At 64.4% G+C, this 16,001-nt stretch carries 17 protein-coding genes; 6 read left to right on the forward strand and 11 right to left on the reverse strand.

Features of this window, described 5'->3' with window-relative positions; translation table 11 throughout:
- Positions 1 to 50: 50 nt before the first annotated feature.
- Positions 51 to 461 (reverse strand): VOC family protein, encoded by a 411-nt coding sequence (locus AB3K92_RS04215; protein ID WP_059853476.1) that lies wholly within the window; start codon positions 459 to 461, stop codon positions 51 to 53.
- 377 nt (positions 462 to 838) lie between these two features.
- On the opposite strand from AB3K92_RS04215, the gene AB3K92_RS04220 reads away from it, so the two are divergent.
- Positions 839 to 1,285 carry a hypothetical protein gene (locus AB3K92_RS04220; RefSeq protein ID WP_369464498.1) on the forward strand — a complete coding sequence of 149 codons (447 nt, stop codon included), beginning with the start codon at positions 839 to 841 and terminating at the stop codon, positions 1,283 to 1,285.
- Between the two features lie 22 nt (positions 1,286 to 1,307).
- Here AB3K92_RS04220 and AB3K92_RS04225 read toward each other — a convergent pair whose 3' ends face one another.
- The 5 genes from AB3K92_RS04225 to AB3K92_RS04245 all read right to left on the reverse strand — a co-directional run bounded on the left by AB3K92_RS04225 (position 1,308) and on the right by AB3K92_RS04245 (position 5,889).
- Positions 1,308 to 1,694 (reverse strand): VOC family protein, encoded by a 387-nt coding sequence (locus tag AB3K92_RS04225; protein ID WP_059862689.1) that lies wholly within the window; start codon positions 1,692 to 1,694, stop codon positions 1,308 to 1,310.
- A gap of 34 nt (positions 1,695 to 1,728) precedes the next feature.
- A complete protein-coding gene (locus AB3K92_RS04230) occupies positions 1,729 to 2,322 on the reverse strand; it encodes an SMI1/KNR4 family protein (protein WP_369464499.1) in 594 nt (197 codons plus the stop codon).
- A 71-nt stretch (positions 2,323 to 2,393) separates the two neighbouring features.
- Positions 2,394 to 3,314, reverse strand: a complete 921-nt coding sequence (locus tag AB3K92_RS04235; RefSeq protein ID WP_369464500.1) for a bestrophin family protein — start codon at positions 3,312 to 3,314, stop codon at positions 2,394 to 2,396.
- A 163-nt stretch (positions 3,315 to 3,477) separates the two neighbouring features.
- Positions 3,478 to 4,485, reverse strand: coding sequence for a cytochrome d ubiquinol oxidase subunit II (gene cydB / locus AB3K92_RS04240; protein WP_021157920.1), 1,008 nt, complete (start codon positions 4,483 to 4,485; stop codon positions 3,478 to 3,480).
- A gap of 3 nt (positions 4,486 to 4,488) precedes the next feature.
- Positions 4,489 to 5,889 (reverse strand): cytochrome ubiquinol oxidase subunit I, encoded by a 1,401-nt coding sequence (locus AB3K92_RS04245; protein ID WP_021157919.1) that lies wholly within the window; start codon positions 5,887 to 5,889, stop codon positions 4,489 to 4,491.
- A 425-nt stretch (positions 5,890 to 6,314) separates the two neighbouring features.
- Between AB3K92_RS04245 and fdhD the strand changes: the two genes are divergently transcribed.
- The 5 genes from fdhD to moaD all read left to right on the forward strand — a co-directional run bounded on the left by fdhD (position 6,315) and on the right by moaD (position 10,657).
- Positions 6,315 to 7,184 (forward strand): formate dehydrogenase accessory sulfurtransferase FdhD, encoded by an 870-nt coding sequence (gene fdhD, locus AB3K92_RS04250; protein ID WP_369464501.1) that lies wholly within the window; start codon positions 6,315 to 6,317, stop codon positions 7,182 to 7,184.
- The gene (glp, locus tag AB3K92_RS04255) at positions 7,184 to 8,398 is read left to right on the forward strand and encodes a gephyrin-like molybdotransferase Glp (RefSeq protein ID WP_369464502.1); all 1,215 of its coding nucleotides are present in this window, start codon (positions 7,184 to 7,186) and stop codon (positions 8,396 to 8,398) included. Before fdhD ends, glp begins: the two co-directional genes overlap by 1 nt.
- A 205-nt stretch (positions 8,399 to 8,603) precedes the next feature.
- Positions 8,604 to 9,728: a GTP 3',8-cyclase MoaA gene (gene moaA / locus AB3K92_RS04260; RefSeq protein WP_369464503.1), complete on the forward strand. Its 1,125-nt coding sequence runs from the start codon at positions 8,604 to 8,606 to the stop codon at positions 9,726 to 9,728.
- A gap of 46 nt (positions 9,729 to 9,774) precedes the next feature.
- On the forward strand, positions 9,775 to 10,347 hold the full coding sequence (locus AB3K92_RS04265; RefSeq protein WP_021157914.1) for a molybdenum cofactor biosynthesis protein MoaE: 573 nt from the start codon (positions 9,775 to 9,777) through the stop codon (positions 10,345 to 10,347).
- 52 nt (positions 10,348 to 10,399) lie between these two features.
- Positions 10,400 to 10,657, forward strand: a complete 258-nt coding sequence (moaD, locus tag AB3K92_RS04270) for a molybdopterin converting factor subunit 1 (RefSeq protein ID WP_059623811.1) — start codon at positions 10,400 to 10,402, stop codon at positions 10,655 to 10,657.
- A 186-nt stretch (positions 10,658 to 10,843) separates the two neighbouring features.
- Here the strand turns inward: moaD and AB3K92_RS04275 are convergent, their stop codons facing one another.
- From AB3K92_RS04275 to AB3K92_RS04295, 5 genes are all read right to left on the reverse strand, one after another.
- Positions 10,844 to 11,050, reverse strand: coding sequence for a helix-turn-helix domain-containing protein (locus AB3K92_RS04275; protein ID WP_059862694.1), 207 nt, complete (start codon positions 11,048 to 11,050; stop codon positions 10,844 to 10,846).
- A 926-nt stretch (positions 11,051 to 11,976) separates the two neighbouring features.
- On the reverse strand, positions 11,977 to 12,327 hold the full coding sequence (locus AB3K92_RS04280; protein ID WP_059485994.1) for an H-NS family nucleoid-associated regulatory protein: 351 nt from the start codon (positions 12,325 to 12,327) through the stop codon (positions 11,977 to 11,979).
- A 370-nt stretch (positions 12,328 to 12,697) separates the two neighbouring features.
- On the reverse strand, positions 12,698 to 13,729 hold the full coding sequence (locus AB3K92_RS04285; RefSeq protein WP_021157909.1) for an extracellular solute-binding protein: 1,032 nt from the start codon (positions 13,727 to 13,729) through the stop codon (positions 12,698 to 12,700).
- A complete protein-coding gene (locus AB3K92_RS04290; RefSeq protein ID WP_369464504.1) occupies positions 13,726 to 14,577 on the reverse strand; it encodes an ABC transporter permease in 852 nt (283 codons plus the stop codon). Before AB3K92_RS04290 ends, AB3K92_RS04285 begins: the two co-directional genes overlap by 4 nt.
- Entirely contained in the window at positions 14,564 to 15,409 is an 846-nt protein-coding gene (locus AB3K92_RS04295; RefSeq protein ID WP_113046059.1) for an ABC transporter permease, read from the reverse strand. The genes AB3K92_RS04290 and AB3K92_RS04295 overlap by 14 nt, the downstream gene beginning before the upstream one ends.
- Between the last annotated feature and the right edge of the window lie 592 nt (positions 15,410 to 16,001).

A 16,001-nucleotide genomic window follows, 5' to 3' on the forward strand; every position in this document is an offset into this window, starting at 1 on the left:
GTGATTACCGCATCACGTGCGCGTGCGTGCGTCGCTGCAACCGCCTCTCGTCACGATGCGTGCGCCGGCACGGACGCGTGGCACACCGCCTCGACCCGGTTGCCGGCCGGGTCGACGAGAAACGCCCCGTAGTAGTCGCCGTGATAATGCGGCCGCAAGCCGGGCTCACCGTCGGACCGCCCACCCGTCGCGAGGCCGGCCTCGAAAAACGCGTCCACCTGCGCGCGGCTCGCGGCCTTGAAGCACCAGTGCCGCTTGCTCACGCCGATTTCGGCGGGATCCAGGTAGATCGCGAGAAAGGTCGATGCGGTGTCGTTCGCATTGCAGCGTTCGCCGTAGCCGAGTGCGGTGCCCCGGTCATAGACCCTGGCCGCGCCCAGCGCGGCCATGATGGCATCGTAGAACGGGCGCGCCAGTTCGATATCCGGCACGCTGATTGACACGTGATCAAGCAGTTGCATTGCATCTACTCCGTTGAAGGGCACACGAGTCTACATGAGCGCGACAATTCGCGCCGAAGCCACGCTGCCGCTCGTGGGCAATACCTGCACACGCGACGCTGTCACGCGTGATGTCGTTCATGACGGTAGCGGGCCGTCCCCTGGTCCACTCCGCCGATGCCGCGCCCGCGCACCCCGCTATCGTTTCGCATGCGATCCACGGACGACGTCCTTCCGAGCACATTGGTCGAGCACTTCGAGGTCGGTGACCCGGTTTCTTGATAGGCTTCATTTCGGCGGTTCTCCTGTCCGCGAGCCTGGTCCTGGATAGGAGAACCGCGCGAATCCCCGCAGGAACCGCCGCCTTCGACCTGCAACTACTTTCGGGACTCCGCCCAATGTCAGCCGACGAATCGATACACGCGTACCCGTGGGAAGAATCCACTTTCAATTGTGCGTGTTTTGGTAGCGAGACGAGGAGACTCACTGGCGAACTGCACCAAGACGATTCAGTGGTTGGCGTCTACTTCGTCCAATGGGCACCCGGAAGGCCGGACCATCCACCGATCATCGACCTCGCGTTGGGCGACTGGGGGGAAAGCGCCGGGCCTGCCGACCGCGTTCTGGTTTCATTGATCTATATTCCGCGCGAGGGAGGCGGTCCTGTCTCCGTCGTGAACGCCGCGGAACGGGGTGTCGATATTTCCGACTTGATTGAATTCGCGCTTGCCCGGGAGCAGGTCATCGGTACGCCGCTGGCCCCGTTGGTGTTTCAGATGATCGATGCGCTCTGGATCACCGACCCTCGAATTGCCGACGTCAAGGCACTGGACAACATCGTGTAGATCAACCTCGAGCGGCGCGGCGTCACTTCATCTGCATCAGTTGAATCAGGTTCCCGCAGGTATCGTCGAGAACCGCGACGCGCACGGGCCCCGCGTCCATCGGCTCCAGCGTGAAATGAACGTCGAGATCCCTGAGCCGCGCGAATTCCGCATCGAGATCGTCGACCTGGAACGATGCCGCCGGAATGCCGTCCTCGTACAGCGCCTGCTTGTAAGGCCCGACCGCGCGATGGTTGCTCGGCTCGAGCAGCAGCTCGGTGCCGTCCGGCTGGTCCTTCGACACCACGGTCAGCCAGCGGTACTCGCCCACGGGCACGTTGTTCTTCAGCTTGAAACCGAGCTTGTCGGTATAGAACGTCAACGCCTTGTCCTGGTCGTCGACAAAAATACTCGTCACGTAGATTCGCATTTCAACCTCTCTGAAATAGCAGCCGTCGCCGCCGCTATTCTTCGTCGAAATCGATGACAAACGCATAACCGCCGTCGATCAGCTGGCGCAGGTAACCGTCGAAGTCGTCGGCGATCACCGCGTAGCTGTCGGGATCGTGCAGGAAGCGCACGACCTGCCCGATCTTGCCGCCCGCCGCCGGCTCGAAGTCGATGTAGAGCTGCGACGTGCCGCCGTTGTTCATGCAATGCGAGAAGCACAGCCGCCGGCCCATCGGCAGCGCGATGTCGATGCGCGGGTCGACGAGTTCGCCGTCGTCGTTCGCGTCGTCGCCGTAGATCTCGGCGATGCTGTCGCGGTACTTCGCCCCTTCCTCGAGCATCTGCGCGGCCGACAGCAGGTAATACGGGTATTCGTGAACGTCGGAGCCCAGCACCAGCACGTTGATCGTCGTGCCGCCGTAGTCGCGCCAGTAGGTGCCGTCGAGCTTGCCGAGCAGTTCGAGCAGGCTGGCCGGGCACTGCGGATACGCGGCACGCAGCGCGTCGAGCTGCGCGGGCGTCGCGCCCGTGGCGGCGGCGAGCGCCGCGTTGTCGGTGTCGGGCAGCACGGCACGCAGGCCGGCGAGATAGGTGTCGACGAGGGTCATTGCGTCAGGTCCAAAGAACAGGCCAGCGCCATTCTAGCGCCCGACGCGACCCGCCCCTTCCGCGCACTCACCTACGTGATCTGATACGTCGACGCCGGCACGAATTCCTCCGGCAGCGGGCGATCGCCCAGTTCGAGCACCGACCGTTCGATCGTGCGTGCCATCGCATCGAGCGCCAGCGCGTTCGGCGCGAGGCCGAACGGCTCGGCCACCTCGTTCGCGATCGCCTCGAGCGCGATCAGCGTATATGCGATGAACACGCAGATCAGCGGCGTGAAGAATTCCGTCGAATCGACGAGGCCGAACGGCAGCAGCACGCAATACGCATACACGGTGCGATGCAGCAGCACGCTGTACGAGAACGGGATCGGCGTCGACAGGATGCGCTCGCAACCGCCGACCGATTTGCCGAGCTCGTCGAGTTGCGCCTCGAACATCCAGCAGATCGCGTCGCTGCCGGGCGCGCGGCCCAGCGCGCGGACGATGCTGCCGCGCAACTCGTCGAGGATCGCCACGGGCTTGAAACACTTGCCCGCGAGCGCGGCGGTGCGTTCCGCGCCGAGGATCCGCTGCAGGTCCTGTGTCGGATCGGTATGACGCAGCTGATGCTTCAGCGCATAGGTGAACGCGATCAGCAGGTCGGCAAGCCGGTCGCGCTCGGCGTCGCCGACGCTGTCGGGCAGGTAGCGATTCAGTTGCGACGTCAGCGCGCGCGCCGCGATCAGCAGGTTGCCCCACAGATGCCGCGCCTCCTTGAACCGCTCGAAGCTCGCGTTGTTGCGAAACGCGAGGAAGATCGCGAGCGCCAGCCCGAACAGCGTGAACGGCGCGGTATTGAGGGGAATCTTCTCGCCGAAGATGCGCCCGTTCGTGAAGACCGCCAGCGTGCTGACGATCGCCATGAACACGAGCTGCGGAATGATCGATTGCAGCACGGAGCCGTTCCAGACGAACAGCATCCTGAGCCAGTTTTGTCGTGGTCGGACGATCATGGTGTTTTCTCGACTGCCAGGGAAATACGCGATACGGCACGCCGGCGCCCGATGCGCAGCGGCCCGCGCGTGGCGGGCCGCTGTCGGGTGGATGCCGGGCCGGGCGCCGTGCTGCGCGAGATGATACGCCCGCGCGCGCCGCGCCCGTCACATCATGCGGCGCTCAGTGATAACCGACGTCGCCCTCGCGCACCTTGCCGCGGAACACGCGGTACTGCATCGCGTTGTACACGAGGATGATCGGCAGCACGATCACGGTGCCGATCAGCGCGAACTTCTGGCTCGAATGGCTCGACGATGCATCCCAGATCGACAGCGACGGGGGCACGATGTTCGGCCAGATGCTGATCACGAGCCCCGTGTAGCCGAGGAACACGAGCGCGAGCGTCAGCAGGAACGGCGTGGCCTCGTGCGCGCGCTTCACCGAGTGGAAGATGCCCCACACGCATGCAACGACGAGGATCGGCACCGGCAGGAACCAGCCCAGGTTGCCGCTGCCGAACCAGCGGTGCGCGACGGCCGGCAGCCCGATCACGGTCCACAGGCTGACCACACCCATCACGGCGAGCAGCACGCCCGCGAGCGGCTTCATCAGCAGCCGCATCTTGCGCTGCAACTCGCCGTCGACCTTCAGGATCAGCCAGCCGCAGCCGAGCGTCGCATACGTGACGAGCACGCCGATCCCGCACATCAGGCTGAACGGCGACAGCCAGTCGAACGGGCCGCCCGCGAACTGGTTGTTCACGATCTTGATCCCCTGCAGCAGCGAACCGAGCACGATCCCCTGGCAGAACGCCGCGAGCGCGGAGCCGCCGATGAACGCGAGATCCCACATGTGTTGCGTGCGGGTGGCCTTCGCGCGCAGCTCGAACGCCGCGCCGCGAAAGATCAGCCCGACCAGCATCAGGACGAGCGGCAGGTAGTTCGCGGGCAGCAGCGTCGAATAGACGACCGGGAATGCGCCGTAGAGCCCCGCGCCGCCGAGCACCAGGAACGTCTCGTTGCCGTCCCACACCGGCGCGACGGTGTCGAGCATCACCTGGCGCTCGGCCTTCGCATCGAAGAACGGAAACAGCAGGCCGATGCCGAGATCGAAGCCGTCCAGCATCACGTAGATGAATACACCGAGGCCGATGATCGCGGCCCACACGACAGGAAGATCGATTTGCATGGCTTACTCCGCTTCGGTCACGTTCAGCGGCGTGGACAGTGCGCTCTTGCGCAGCCCCGGATGCCGGTGCAGCTCGATATATCCGGCCTGGGCAGCCGGCCCGCGCTTCATCAGTTTCATCATGTAGTAGATACCTGTTCCGAATACCAGGAAGTACACGACCACGAAGACCAGCAGCGACACGCCGACCTGCTGAGCGTTGAGCGGAGAGACGGAATCGACGGTGCGCAGCACGCCGTACACGGTCCACGGCTGCCGCCCGACCTCGGTCGTGATCCAGCCGGCCAGCAGCGCGACGATGCCCGAAGGCCCCATGCAGACCACGAACCACTGGAACCAGCGCGTTTCATAGAGGCGCCCGCCCTTTCTCAGCAGCAACCCGAGCAGCGCGGTGAGCAGCATCAGCATCCCGAGGCCGGCCATGATCCGGAACGTCCAGAAGATGATCGGCGAGTACGGGCGGTCCTGCGGCGGGAATTCCTTCAGCCCGCGAATCTCGCCGTCCCAGCTGTGCGTGAGGATCAGGCTGCCGAGGTGCGGCACCTGGATCGCATAGCGCGTGGTTTCGGCCTGCATGTCGGGCAGCCCGACGAGGTTCAGCGCCGTGCCGCCCTTCTCGGTTTCCCACAGCCCTTCGATCGCCGCGATCTTGGCCGGCTGGTATTCGCGCGTGTTCAGCCCGTGCGCGTCGCCGACGACGATCTGGATCGGCGCGAGCACCAGCAGCATCCACAGCGCCATCGAGAAGCTGCGCTTCACCGGCTCGTCGCGGCGCCCCTTCAGCAGGTGCCACGCACCGCACGCGGCGACGATGAAGCCCGCGACGATGAACGCCGCGATCGTCATGTGCACGAGACGGTAAGGGAACGACGGGTTGAACACGACCTTGAACCAGTCGACCGGCACGACGAGGCCGTTCTCGATCTTGTAGCCCTGCGGCGTCTGCATGAAGCTGTTCGACGCGAGGATCCAGAACGTCGAGATCAGCGTGCCGACCGCGACCATCAGCGTCGCGAAGAAGTGGGCGCGCGGGCTCACGCGCTGCCAGCCGAACAGCATCACGCCGAGGAAGCCGGCTTCGAGGAAGAACGCCGTCAGCACTTCATAGGTGAGCAGCGGGCCCGTGATGTTGCCCGCGACGCGCGAGAAGCCGGCCCAGTTCGTGCCGAATTCGTACGCCATCACGACGCCGGAGACCACGCCCATCCCGAAGCCGATCGCGAAGATCTTCGACCAGAACTGGAACATGGATTTGTAGGCGGCGTCGCCGGTGACGAGATAGCGCCATTCCAGCACCGCCAGGAAGCTCGCCATACCGATGCTGATCGCGGGAAACACGATGTGGAACGACACCGTGAATGCGAATTGCAATCGTGCGAGATGGAACGCATCGAAGATTTCCATGACCGTAATTTGCTCGTGTTTGTGAGGACGTCCGCCCGAAGCAGGAAATCGCGCGACGGCTTGCCGAAGACACATGCGAACACAAAACGGTCACTCGCATGGCGTCGGAGCGTGAATGACGATATCGCGTTTGCAACGATACTCGCAATCGTTCGAACGTGCGCTGAAACTGTGCTGCTTCCGTTGCCGAAGATGTGTGTACGGAAAACACATTTCGCGCCGGCGGGACGTTCAGCTGTACTGCTTTCCGCACTGCGGCGCTGTACATCGGGCGCACTGTTCATCCCCGTTAACATCCGATGCAACGCCTGCCCGCGGCCACGGCGCGCCTCTCGGCCGCGCCCGCCCGGCAGCCCCGATTCCCCTGGTCCGGCGCACGCGCCCGACCCGGCCGGCCCGCCGGCCGATCCGCCTGGAGAAACCGCATGGAGTCCTGCATCCGCCGCGACGAGCCGACCGGCAGCACCGCGTGTCATGTGACACGTCACCGTGCCGGCGAAGTGCGCGACACCGTCGATCGCGTCGTCGACGAAACGCCGGTTGCACTCGTGGTCAACGGTATTGCGCACACGGTCATGATGGCGACCCCGATCGACCTCGACGCGTTCGGCCTCGGCTTCGTGCTCAGCGAAGGCATCGTCGAGCGTGCGTCGGACGTGTTCGACATCGAGAGCGAATGCCGGCCCGGCAGCGCCGAAGTGCGCCTGACCGTGTCGCAGCAGGCGTTCATGGCACTGAAGGCGCACCGACGCGCGCTGGCCGGCCGCACCGGCTGCGGTGTCTGCGGGATCGAAAGCATCGCGCAGCTCGACCTGCACCCGCCGCGCATCGCCGCCGCCGGTGCGGCCGCCGGCATCGGCGCCAACGCGATCGCACGCGCCGCACGCACGCTGCCGGCCCGCCAGACGCTGATGCGCGAGACCGGCGGCATCCACGCGGCTGCCTGGTGCGACCGGGACGGCGCCGTGCTCGACGTGTTCGAGGACGTCGGCCGCCACAACGCGCTCGACAAGCTGATCGGCCGGCTCGCGCGGCGCCGCGCCGACCTGCACGACGGCTTCGTGTTCCTGTCGAGCCGCGCGAGCTACGAACTGGTGCGCAAGGCCGCGCGGGTCGGCATCCCGATGATCGCGACGATCTCGGCGCCGACGTCGCTCGCGATCGACGTCGCCCGCGAAGCCGGCGTGCGGCTGCTCGGCTTCTGCCGCAACGACGGCTTCGTCGAGTACGTGTCGCCCGACGCCGTTCACCCCGACCAACCGGCGCTTGCACAAGCACACCCGGACTTCTCCTGATGAAACCACTGACCGATTTCGATACCGCGCAGCAGCATTTCGCGAGCGCGTTCGCGCCGCTCGGGGCCACCCTGTCCGTCCCGGTCGCCGAAGCGGCAGGCCACGTGCTGGCCGCGCCGCTCGCCGCCGTGCTCGACCAGCCGCCGGCCGACCAGAGCGCGATGGACGGCTACGCCGTGCGTCACGCGGATCTCGCACTCGGTGAGCCGCTGCACGTCGCGCAGCGCTGTTATGCGGGCGACATGCCGGCGCCGCTGGCCCCGCGCACGGCCGCGCGCCTCTTCACCGGCAGCCTGATTCCGCCCGGCGCGGACACCGTCGTGATGCAGGAGCATGCGCACGAGCAGGACGGCCGGGTCGCATTCGACGCGCCGCAGCGCAGCGGTTCGCACATCCGCCGCCGGGGCGAGGAAGTGCGCGCCGGTGACCTCCTCGTGCCGGCCGGCGTGCGCATGAGTGCGATGCATGTCGGCGTGGCCGCCGCGCAAGGGTTCTCGCGTATCGACGTGCGTCCGGCGCTGCGCGTCGGCATCCTGACGACCGGCGACGAACTCGTCGCGTGCGGCGAGCCGCGTGCGCCGCAACAGATTTACAACAGCAATGCGCCGATGCTCGGCGCGCTGGTCTCGGGCACCGGCGCCGAGGTCGCGATGAGCCTGCATGCCGCCGATACCGCACCCGCCGTCGATCGCGCGCTACGCGATCTGCACGCGGGCTGCGACCTGGTGATCTGCGTCGGCGGCGCGTCGGTCGGCGACAAGGATCTGCTGCGCCCCACGCTCGACGCGCTCGGCGCATCGTTCATCGTCGCCGGCGTGCGCATGAAGCCGGGCAAGCCGGTTGCACTCGCGCGGCTCGACACGCGGCCGGTGGTGCTGCTGCCCGGCAACCCCGGCGCGGCGATGACCGCGTTCGCGCTGTTCGTCGCGCCGCTGATCCGCCGCCTGCAGGGGCGCGCCGCACGCCTGCCGACCGTGCCGTCGCTGCCGATCGACGGCGACTTCGAACCGGACGCGCAGCGCGAGCGCTTCGTGCGCGTGCACTGCACGGTCGGCCTCGACGGCATGCCCGTCCTCGATACGCTGCGCCAGCAAGGCGCCGGCACGCTGCAGTCGCTCGTGCAGGCGAGCGGGCTGGCCCGGCTGCCCGCCGGGCGACGCATCGCGAACGGCGACGCGGTACCGTATTACGAATTCGCGCCGTGGCTCGCATGAGCGCGACGCCCGACTCGCGCCCGCTGCCGCTGCCGCGCATGCATCGCGCGTCCCGCGCCGCGAACTGTATTCCTGCAATTCGGGCGCGATTGTGTCCCTGCCGGAAAAACCCGGCGGACTATCCTCACGATGAGGCTCGTCACGCGCCGTGCGCCGCCATTTCGGCATGCGCACGGCCGACCGGCGCCGCCCCTTCGCTTACTTCATGCAGGCCGACGAACCGATTGTGAATGCCATCGTTTCCGCCGCGCCGGCCGCCGCCGCAGCTTCCGGCGGCGCATCGCCCGGCGCCTTCCCCCGCCCGACCGACACGCTCGGCCGCCCGCTGCGCGACCTGCGCCTGTCCGTCATCGACCAGTGCAATTTCCGCTGCGGCTACTGCATGCCGCGCGAGAGCTTCGGCGCCGACTATGCGTTCATGCCGTCGTCCGAGCGGCTGTCGTTCACGCAACTGGAAAAGATCGCCCGCGCGTTCACGTCGCTCGGCGTCGAAAAAATCCGCATCACGGGCGGCGAGCCGCTGCTGCGCCGTAACCTCGAAGCGCTGATCGAACGCCTCGCCGCGCTGACGACCGTCGACGGCAAGCCCGTCGAAATCGCGCTGACGACCAATGGCTCGCTGCTGGCCGCGAAGGCGCGTTCGCTGCGCGACGCGGGCCTGTCGCGCGTGACCGTCAGCCTCGATGCGCTCGACGACGCGATGTTCCGCCGGATGAGCGACGCCGACGTGCCCGTGTCGCGCGTGCTGGCCGGCATCGAGGCCGCGCAGGCGGCCGGGCTCGCGCCGGTCAAGATCAACGCGGTGATCGAGCGCGGTGTGAACGACGGCCAGATCCTGCCGCTCGTGCGGCACTTCCGGCATACGGGCGTGGCCGTGCGTTTCATCGAATACATGGATGTCGGCGGCGCGAGCTTCTGGTCGGGCGACAAGGTCGTGCCGGCCGCGCAGATGCGCGCGCTGATCGATGCGCACTATCCGCTCGTGCTCGTCGGCGAACCGGCGCACGATGCGACCGCGATCCGTTGCGCGCACATCGACGGTGCAGGCGAGGTCGGCTTCATCGCGAGCGTGTCGCATCCGTTCTGCGGCACCTGTTCGCGCGCCCGCGTGTCGGCCGACGGCACACTCTATACGTGCCTGTTCGCGACGCAAGGCACCGACCTGCGGCCGTGGCTCGACGAAGCGGTGTCGAGCGCCGACCTCGCCGCCGCCGTGCGCGATCGCTGGACGCACCGCGACGATCGTTATTCCGAGCGCCGGGCCGCGCGGCCGGCCCGCGTGCCGGGCAAGACCTATCCGACCGTGCGCATGTCGCTCGTCGGCGGCTGAGGGCCGCCGCGCGACACCGCACGCGCCGCCAAATGGAGAACCAGTCATGACGACCTTCACCGAATCCCCTGCCGGGCTGCCGGACGATCCGTTGCGTGCCGGCGGCCACCCGCCTCCCGTCGATGCGGCCGACCCGCACCACGAACCGCCGCCCGCGATTACCGCCGGCTTCGAAGTGCGCGTGCAGTACGCACCGATCGACGCAGGCGCGGAGCTTGCGCCGATCGTTCGCAATCCGAATGTCGGTGCGGTCGTGAATTTTCTCGGGGTCGTGCGTAACGAAGGTGATGTCGACGATGTCGTCGCGCTCGAGGTCGAGCACTACCCGACGATGACCGAGCAGGCCCTGTGGAGCATCGTCGAGGAAGCCAGCGCGCGCTGGCAGCTCGAAGCGGTGAAGATCGTGCATCGCGTCGGGCGCATCCCGCTCGGCCAGGCCGTCGTGCTGGTCGTGGTGGCCGCCGCGCATCGCGCGTGTGCGTTCGATGCGTGCGAATTCCTGATGGACTTCCTGAAGACCCACGCGCCGTTCTGGAAGAAGGAGATCCGGCACGACGGCGAATCCGGCTGGGTCGAGGCGAAGGCGCACGACGACCAGGCGATGCGGCGCTGGGGCTGAGCCGGTCCGCCGCGCGTATTCCGATTCCGCCGACTCCATTCAAGACATCGCAATGAAACTGACGATCAAATACTTCGCAAGCATTCGCGAACAACTCGACCGCGACGAGGAAACCGTCGAGATCGACGCACGCGAACTCACCGTCGACGCGCTGCGCAGCACGCTGGCCGCGCGCGACGCCCGCAGCGCGGACGCGCTGCGGATGGACCGGCCCGTGCGCGCGGCCGTCAACCTCGAGATGGTGACGGGTGAATTCGTCGTGCGGGAGGACAGCGAGGTCGCGTTTTTCCCGCCGGTGACGGGCGGGTGACGTCGCGACGGGCGGGATCCCGCCGGTGCCGGATACGGGCCGGCGCGCGGCGGCTGCTTGCCCTTCACGATACCGATCCCGGGTTCCGTCAGCCCGATGCGTACGCGCAGATGCCGTCCGGTTCCGCAGGCAACGCGCATCATCGCAATGGGCCCCGACCAGGACAGGCCCGTCGCTGGCAATGTTTCACGAACAGGGTTCGGCCCAACGAAATTCAGACGGCGACATGCTCTCCCAGCGGATGAGTGCACGGCGGAAATTCCCGAGACTGTCGTAGCCGAGCAGGAATGCAATTTCCTGCAGGCCGAGCTTGCCCGCCTTCACGCGCTCAACCGCCAGCGCGTGGCGCACGCTTTCGAGGATCTCGCGATACGACGTTCCGTCGTCGGCCAATCGCCGGTCGTCGCTCTGATTTCACCGCTTTGGCACCGGCCGATGACTCCCAAGGGACTTGCATGGGACCGCATCCATGCGACGGAGCCGGAACGACGCCTCGCGGCCGACGCCGCTGCGCGCAGCGGTATGACGGGGTTCGTGGCCGCGACGTGATTCAAGCTTCGCGCGGGCACGACCATCACGGCGCAGCGGATATTGCCAGCACCGTTGTCGATCCTGGCCAAGCTCACATGCGTTCCCTCGCGGAATCGCCTCATGCAACGGGAGAGAACACGCTTACGCCCCTGACTGCGAGAGGCCGGACTTTGAAATGCGTCTTCATCGGCATCGCGGGGAACGAGATTTTTCCCTGCGCTCTAACGTGAGCGAAATTTCCAGGAGATCACTTGCGAGTACTTGTGCCTGTTTCGCTTGCTCCGCGTGGCGCTTGAGGTCTTCCAACGGCGAACCCAACTGATCCTCCGTTCCACCCATGAAAATCAGGACCGCAGCGTTGGCGTGGGCGCGGGCACGCGCGGCGTGGAACTGCGCTTTCCGGACACGTGAGCCGATCAGGTCTATGTGAGCGCGAGTGCTCGGAAAATGCGCGGTCGGCAGCCTCGAGTGCCGAACTTCGAGACTTTCGAGTTCGGAGACACTCGCTTCCGCTCTGACGGCAGAAATGGTAGCGGCGAGGACCACATCGGCCCCGCTCGGATCCTCGACAAGAACGCTCGACGATTGACGGCCGATTTGCTTGCGATTCGCCGCTGGAATGCAACTCGAAACCCGAGCACGAATGCGTCTCGACGCAACGCGAATTCGGTCGAGCAACAAGGATATGGACATGGCAGGGCATACGCCTATGCATGAGCCGGACCGGCACTCAGCGGCCAACGACCGTATTCGGGATGATGCGTGACGACGGACGATGGCATGGCAAGTCAACTCAGTGCATCGGCTGCCGATGATGCCGCCGGCTCCGCGATCCGATTCGACCGGTGGATCAGAAACTGCTCCCTTGCTCGGCCAGCGATCCACCGAGGCTCTCGTCCCCGCCCGCTCCATAAGGCACCAGACTCCGGATCACGATACTTTACAGTGGCCGGGCCGCGACGCTTGCCGCGACGCAGCTTGAGCTTGCGTTCAGAGAACAGGTCCTCCGGCATCAGGTCGAACTCCTCGATCAATTTTTGTATTTCCTTGACCGCACTCGCCAATTCCTGAGTGCGAGCAAGCTCAGCCTGCTTTTGAAGTTCCTGAATCTGCTCTTTCAAATCACGGTAGCTTTGCATATCGTATTCTCGAAGAGAAGAGAGCCAGGCACTCGCCTTGGTTCTCGGATGTTGCGATCATTAAATATAGGTGTGCGAATTATATGAATCAGACGCACCACACCCGTATGGCATCAAAAGCGCGATCGAGAGCGGGATCGCGAACCGCCTGCGCCGAGATCTCGCGAGTCGCCGAACACAGGCAGGGCCGGCGACAGATTACCGGCTCCGTGCCCTGGTGTTCGATCCCCGCTGGGGACGACGACCGCATTGGGTGATTCGGGCAGAGGCAGTGGCTGGCGCGCTTGCGCGGCGCGCCTCGTTCACGATCGACTCCGTATCTGCCAGAGCGGATCTGGTCATCCGGGACGCCATCGACGTTCAGCGCGCTTCATTGATTTCCCTTCAGCTTCAGCCACACCTTGTTACGCAGTTGAATCGCTGCAGGTGAACACATCTTGTAAGGCTTGAGTCGATCCTTATACTGCTCCGGCGTCTTGATCGCAGGATTGTCATGCAGCGCAGGATCAATGTAGCGCTCCGATCCGGTAATCTCGTTGCTGTACCGTAGCGCGTTCGTCACCAGCGCGATGTTCTCGGGTCGCATCATCCAGTCGATGAACTTGTAGGCCGAGTCGACATTTCGCGCTTTTGCCGGAATAAGCAGGCTGTCCATGAACAGTCGGACGCCCTCTTTCGGATACACGAATCGGATAGTCGGCAAGCGATCCTGTGCTCGCGCAGCCGCACCGTTCCAGACGTGCTGAACGATGATTTGCCTGGAAGCGAGACGATCGACCGTTCCGTCGTTGCTATAGGTCTTCACGAATGGTTTCTGCTTCTGCAGCACGTCGAGGACGCGTTTCGCATCGTCGGGGCGTTCGGTGCATTCATCCTGTCCCAGATACCAGCTCGCTGCCATGTACAGTTCCTCCTCGACGTCCAGATCGCCGACCTCGCCGCGAAGTGCGACGGGGGGCTCGAAGAACGACTTCCAGCTATCGTCGAGGCGTCCGCCGGGCACACGCGCGCTGTCGTAAGCAAACCCGGTCAGGACGACCGTGAAGGGCATCGCGTAGTCCCGCTGGGGATCGAACGACGGATGACGGTACTCGGGCTTGATGTTTGCGACATTCGGCAACTTGCGCTTGTCGAGCTTGAGCAGAAGGCCCGACTTCACGAGCACCGGAACGTAGTAGTCTCCGGCTACCACAACGTCGTACCCCCCTCCTCCTGCCTGCAGTTTCTGGGTCAGCGCTGCATCGCTCGCATAGGTGTCGAGTGTCGTCTCGATGCCGGTATCAGCCTGGAACTTCTTGAGCAAATTGACAGGCAGGATGTTCGGCCAGCTTCCGATATGTAGCTCGGCGGCCTGGGTCGTGACAGCGGCAAGAAGCAACATCGCACCGATTGTTTTTTTCATGCTGTTCCTATTGCGTGGAGATTGGCGTGGTGTATTTCGGACTGCTCGGCTCGGGATCTTCTTTTACCTCGAGCACCGATGATCCAGACTACCGTCAGTTGTATTGTCGAGAGGCCGATGACGACGGTTGACACGGCGCTGACCTTCGGTGTGATTCCGATCTTCAATGCACCGAAGATATACATCGGCAATGTGGTCATGCCGGCGCCGGCGAGAAAGTAGCTGGTGACGTAATCATTCATCGACGCGACGAATGACAGCAAAGCCCCCGCGATGATGCCGGGTAGCGCCAAAGGCGCGGTAACTTGCCGAAATGCAGCCCATGGCGTGGCCGACAGGTCCGCGGCCGCCTCGAGCAGCGTGCGATCGATCGTCTTGAGTCTTGCTCTGATCGGCAGATAGGCAAGCGGCACACTGAACACCACATGAGCAAACAGAACGGCGCCGAATCCAAGCTCTGACTCGAACATCGAGAACAGCATCATGGTCGCGATCGCCAGCACGATTTCAGGTATCGCGAGCGGAAGCGCAATGACGAGTCCGACCGAATCGAAACCACGCCGCTCACTTCTCGACCACCAGGCGACCGCCGCGCTCGTCGCGAGCGTGGTGGAGAGCACCGTCGACGCCAGCGCCAGCAACAGTGAATTCTTCGCGGCACGGACCAGTGTCGGATCGGACCAGGCCTCAACGTAACCTCGAATGCCAAACCCGTCCCATATGAGGGCCGACGGGCCGACGTTGAAGCTCATCGCCATCACGGTCAGCATCGGCAGATAGAGGAACACCAGCACCGCGCACGCGATCGTTGCGGTCAGCGGAAACCGGCGCAGTTCAGGCGAAATCATGAATGCGCTCCTGCCGCTGGAACAGCGAACCGAGTCGAGACGCGAGCATCGCCAGAAGCACCGCGGCGAGCAACGCGAACGACATCGCGGCGCCCAAAGGCCAGTCCCGTCCGCCGGCAAACTGGAAGTCGATCAGATTGCCGATCATGAAAGCGTGGTTACCGCCGAGCAGACCCGGGATCGTATAGGAACCCAGCGCCGGAACGAAGACGAGCCCGATTCCTGCCATGATGCCCGGACGGCAACACGGTACGACGACATGGACCAGTACCGCCGGCTTGTGTGCCCCCAGATCGTAGGCCGCTTCGGCCAACCGCCAGTCGAAGTCATCAAGCGCAGCGAAGATCGGCAGAACCATGAACGGCGTGAACGCATAGACGAGACCGATCAGCGTCGCGAGATCGGTGTAGAGCAATCCGAGCGGGCCATGCATGAGGCCGGCTCTGGACAACATCTGATTCAAGAGGCCGTCGTCCGCAATGACGATGATCAAGCCGTACATCTGGACGACGACGCAGGTCCAAAACGGGATCGTGATCAGGATCAGCAACGCGGCCTTCCACTTCAGGGAGCGCGTCGCCATGAACAGCGCCGTCGGGAACCCGATCAGCAGACATCCCGCGGTGGTCAGTACGGCCATGGTCATCGACCTGATGAAAATGGCGAGATAACCCTGCTGAAGGACGCGTCCCCCATCCCAGTCCCGATCGAAGACAATCCGCTCGTACGCGCCGGCAGTGAAGTCGCCCCACGAGACGCCGCCGAAGTCGCGCGGTGCACTGAGCGAGACCACTGCCAGAACGATCATCGGAAGGACAACGCCCGCGATCATGACGAGCGCCGTCGGGCTGGCCATTGGCCGCCATGATTTCAGCAGATTGAGTATTCGGACTCGGCGCACTGCCAACTACCTCAAATCATTCAGTTCGATTGGCAAGAAGCGTACCAAATCGATGGCATCATTTATAGTCGGCATGTGTGCCGATCACGCCAATGTGTTATCCCTGTGTGCCATTTCCATTATAAATTTGAGGAAATGTATTTTATTGCGGATTATTGCATATATAGAAATTCCGGCGCTCGAGTCTTACTGAGGGCGCCATCCACAATATTCGGGGCTAACCGAATATTTCGTCTAAATATTCGGTCACGGTGCACAGCGCCATGCGCCGACGCCAAGCCGGTAATTCGCGGAGCGTACGACGGCGTCGCCGGCAGAATCGCTTGACTCCAGCCTCCGGAGCGAACGCGTGGATGCCACGGTTTCCATGCAGCCCCAACTGCTCCATAACGAACAACAAGCGACGCACGTCAATTGGATCAATAACACTCACAATAATTCTGTTGACGGATGTTCGTTATAGTGCTCCGTTGACCAGCAGGGCTATCTGACACCCGCGATCACGTCCGTTGGAGAATTTGCA

Origin of the sequence: Burkholderia sp. Bmkn7 (assembly GCF_041103175.1) — a bacterium.
GTDB classification, from domain to species: Bacteria; Pseudomonadota; Gammaproteobacteria; order Burkholderiales; family Burkholderiaceae; genus Burkholderia; species Burkholderia cepacia.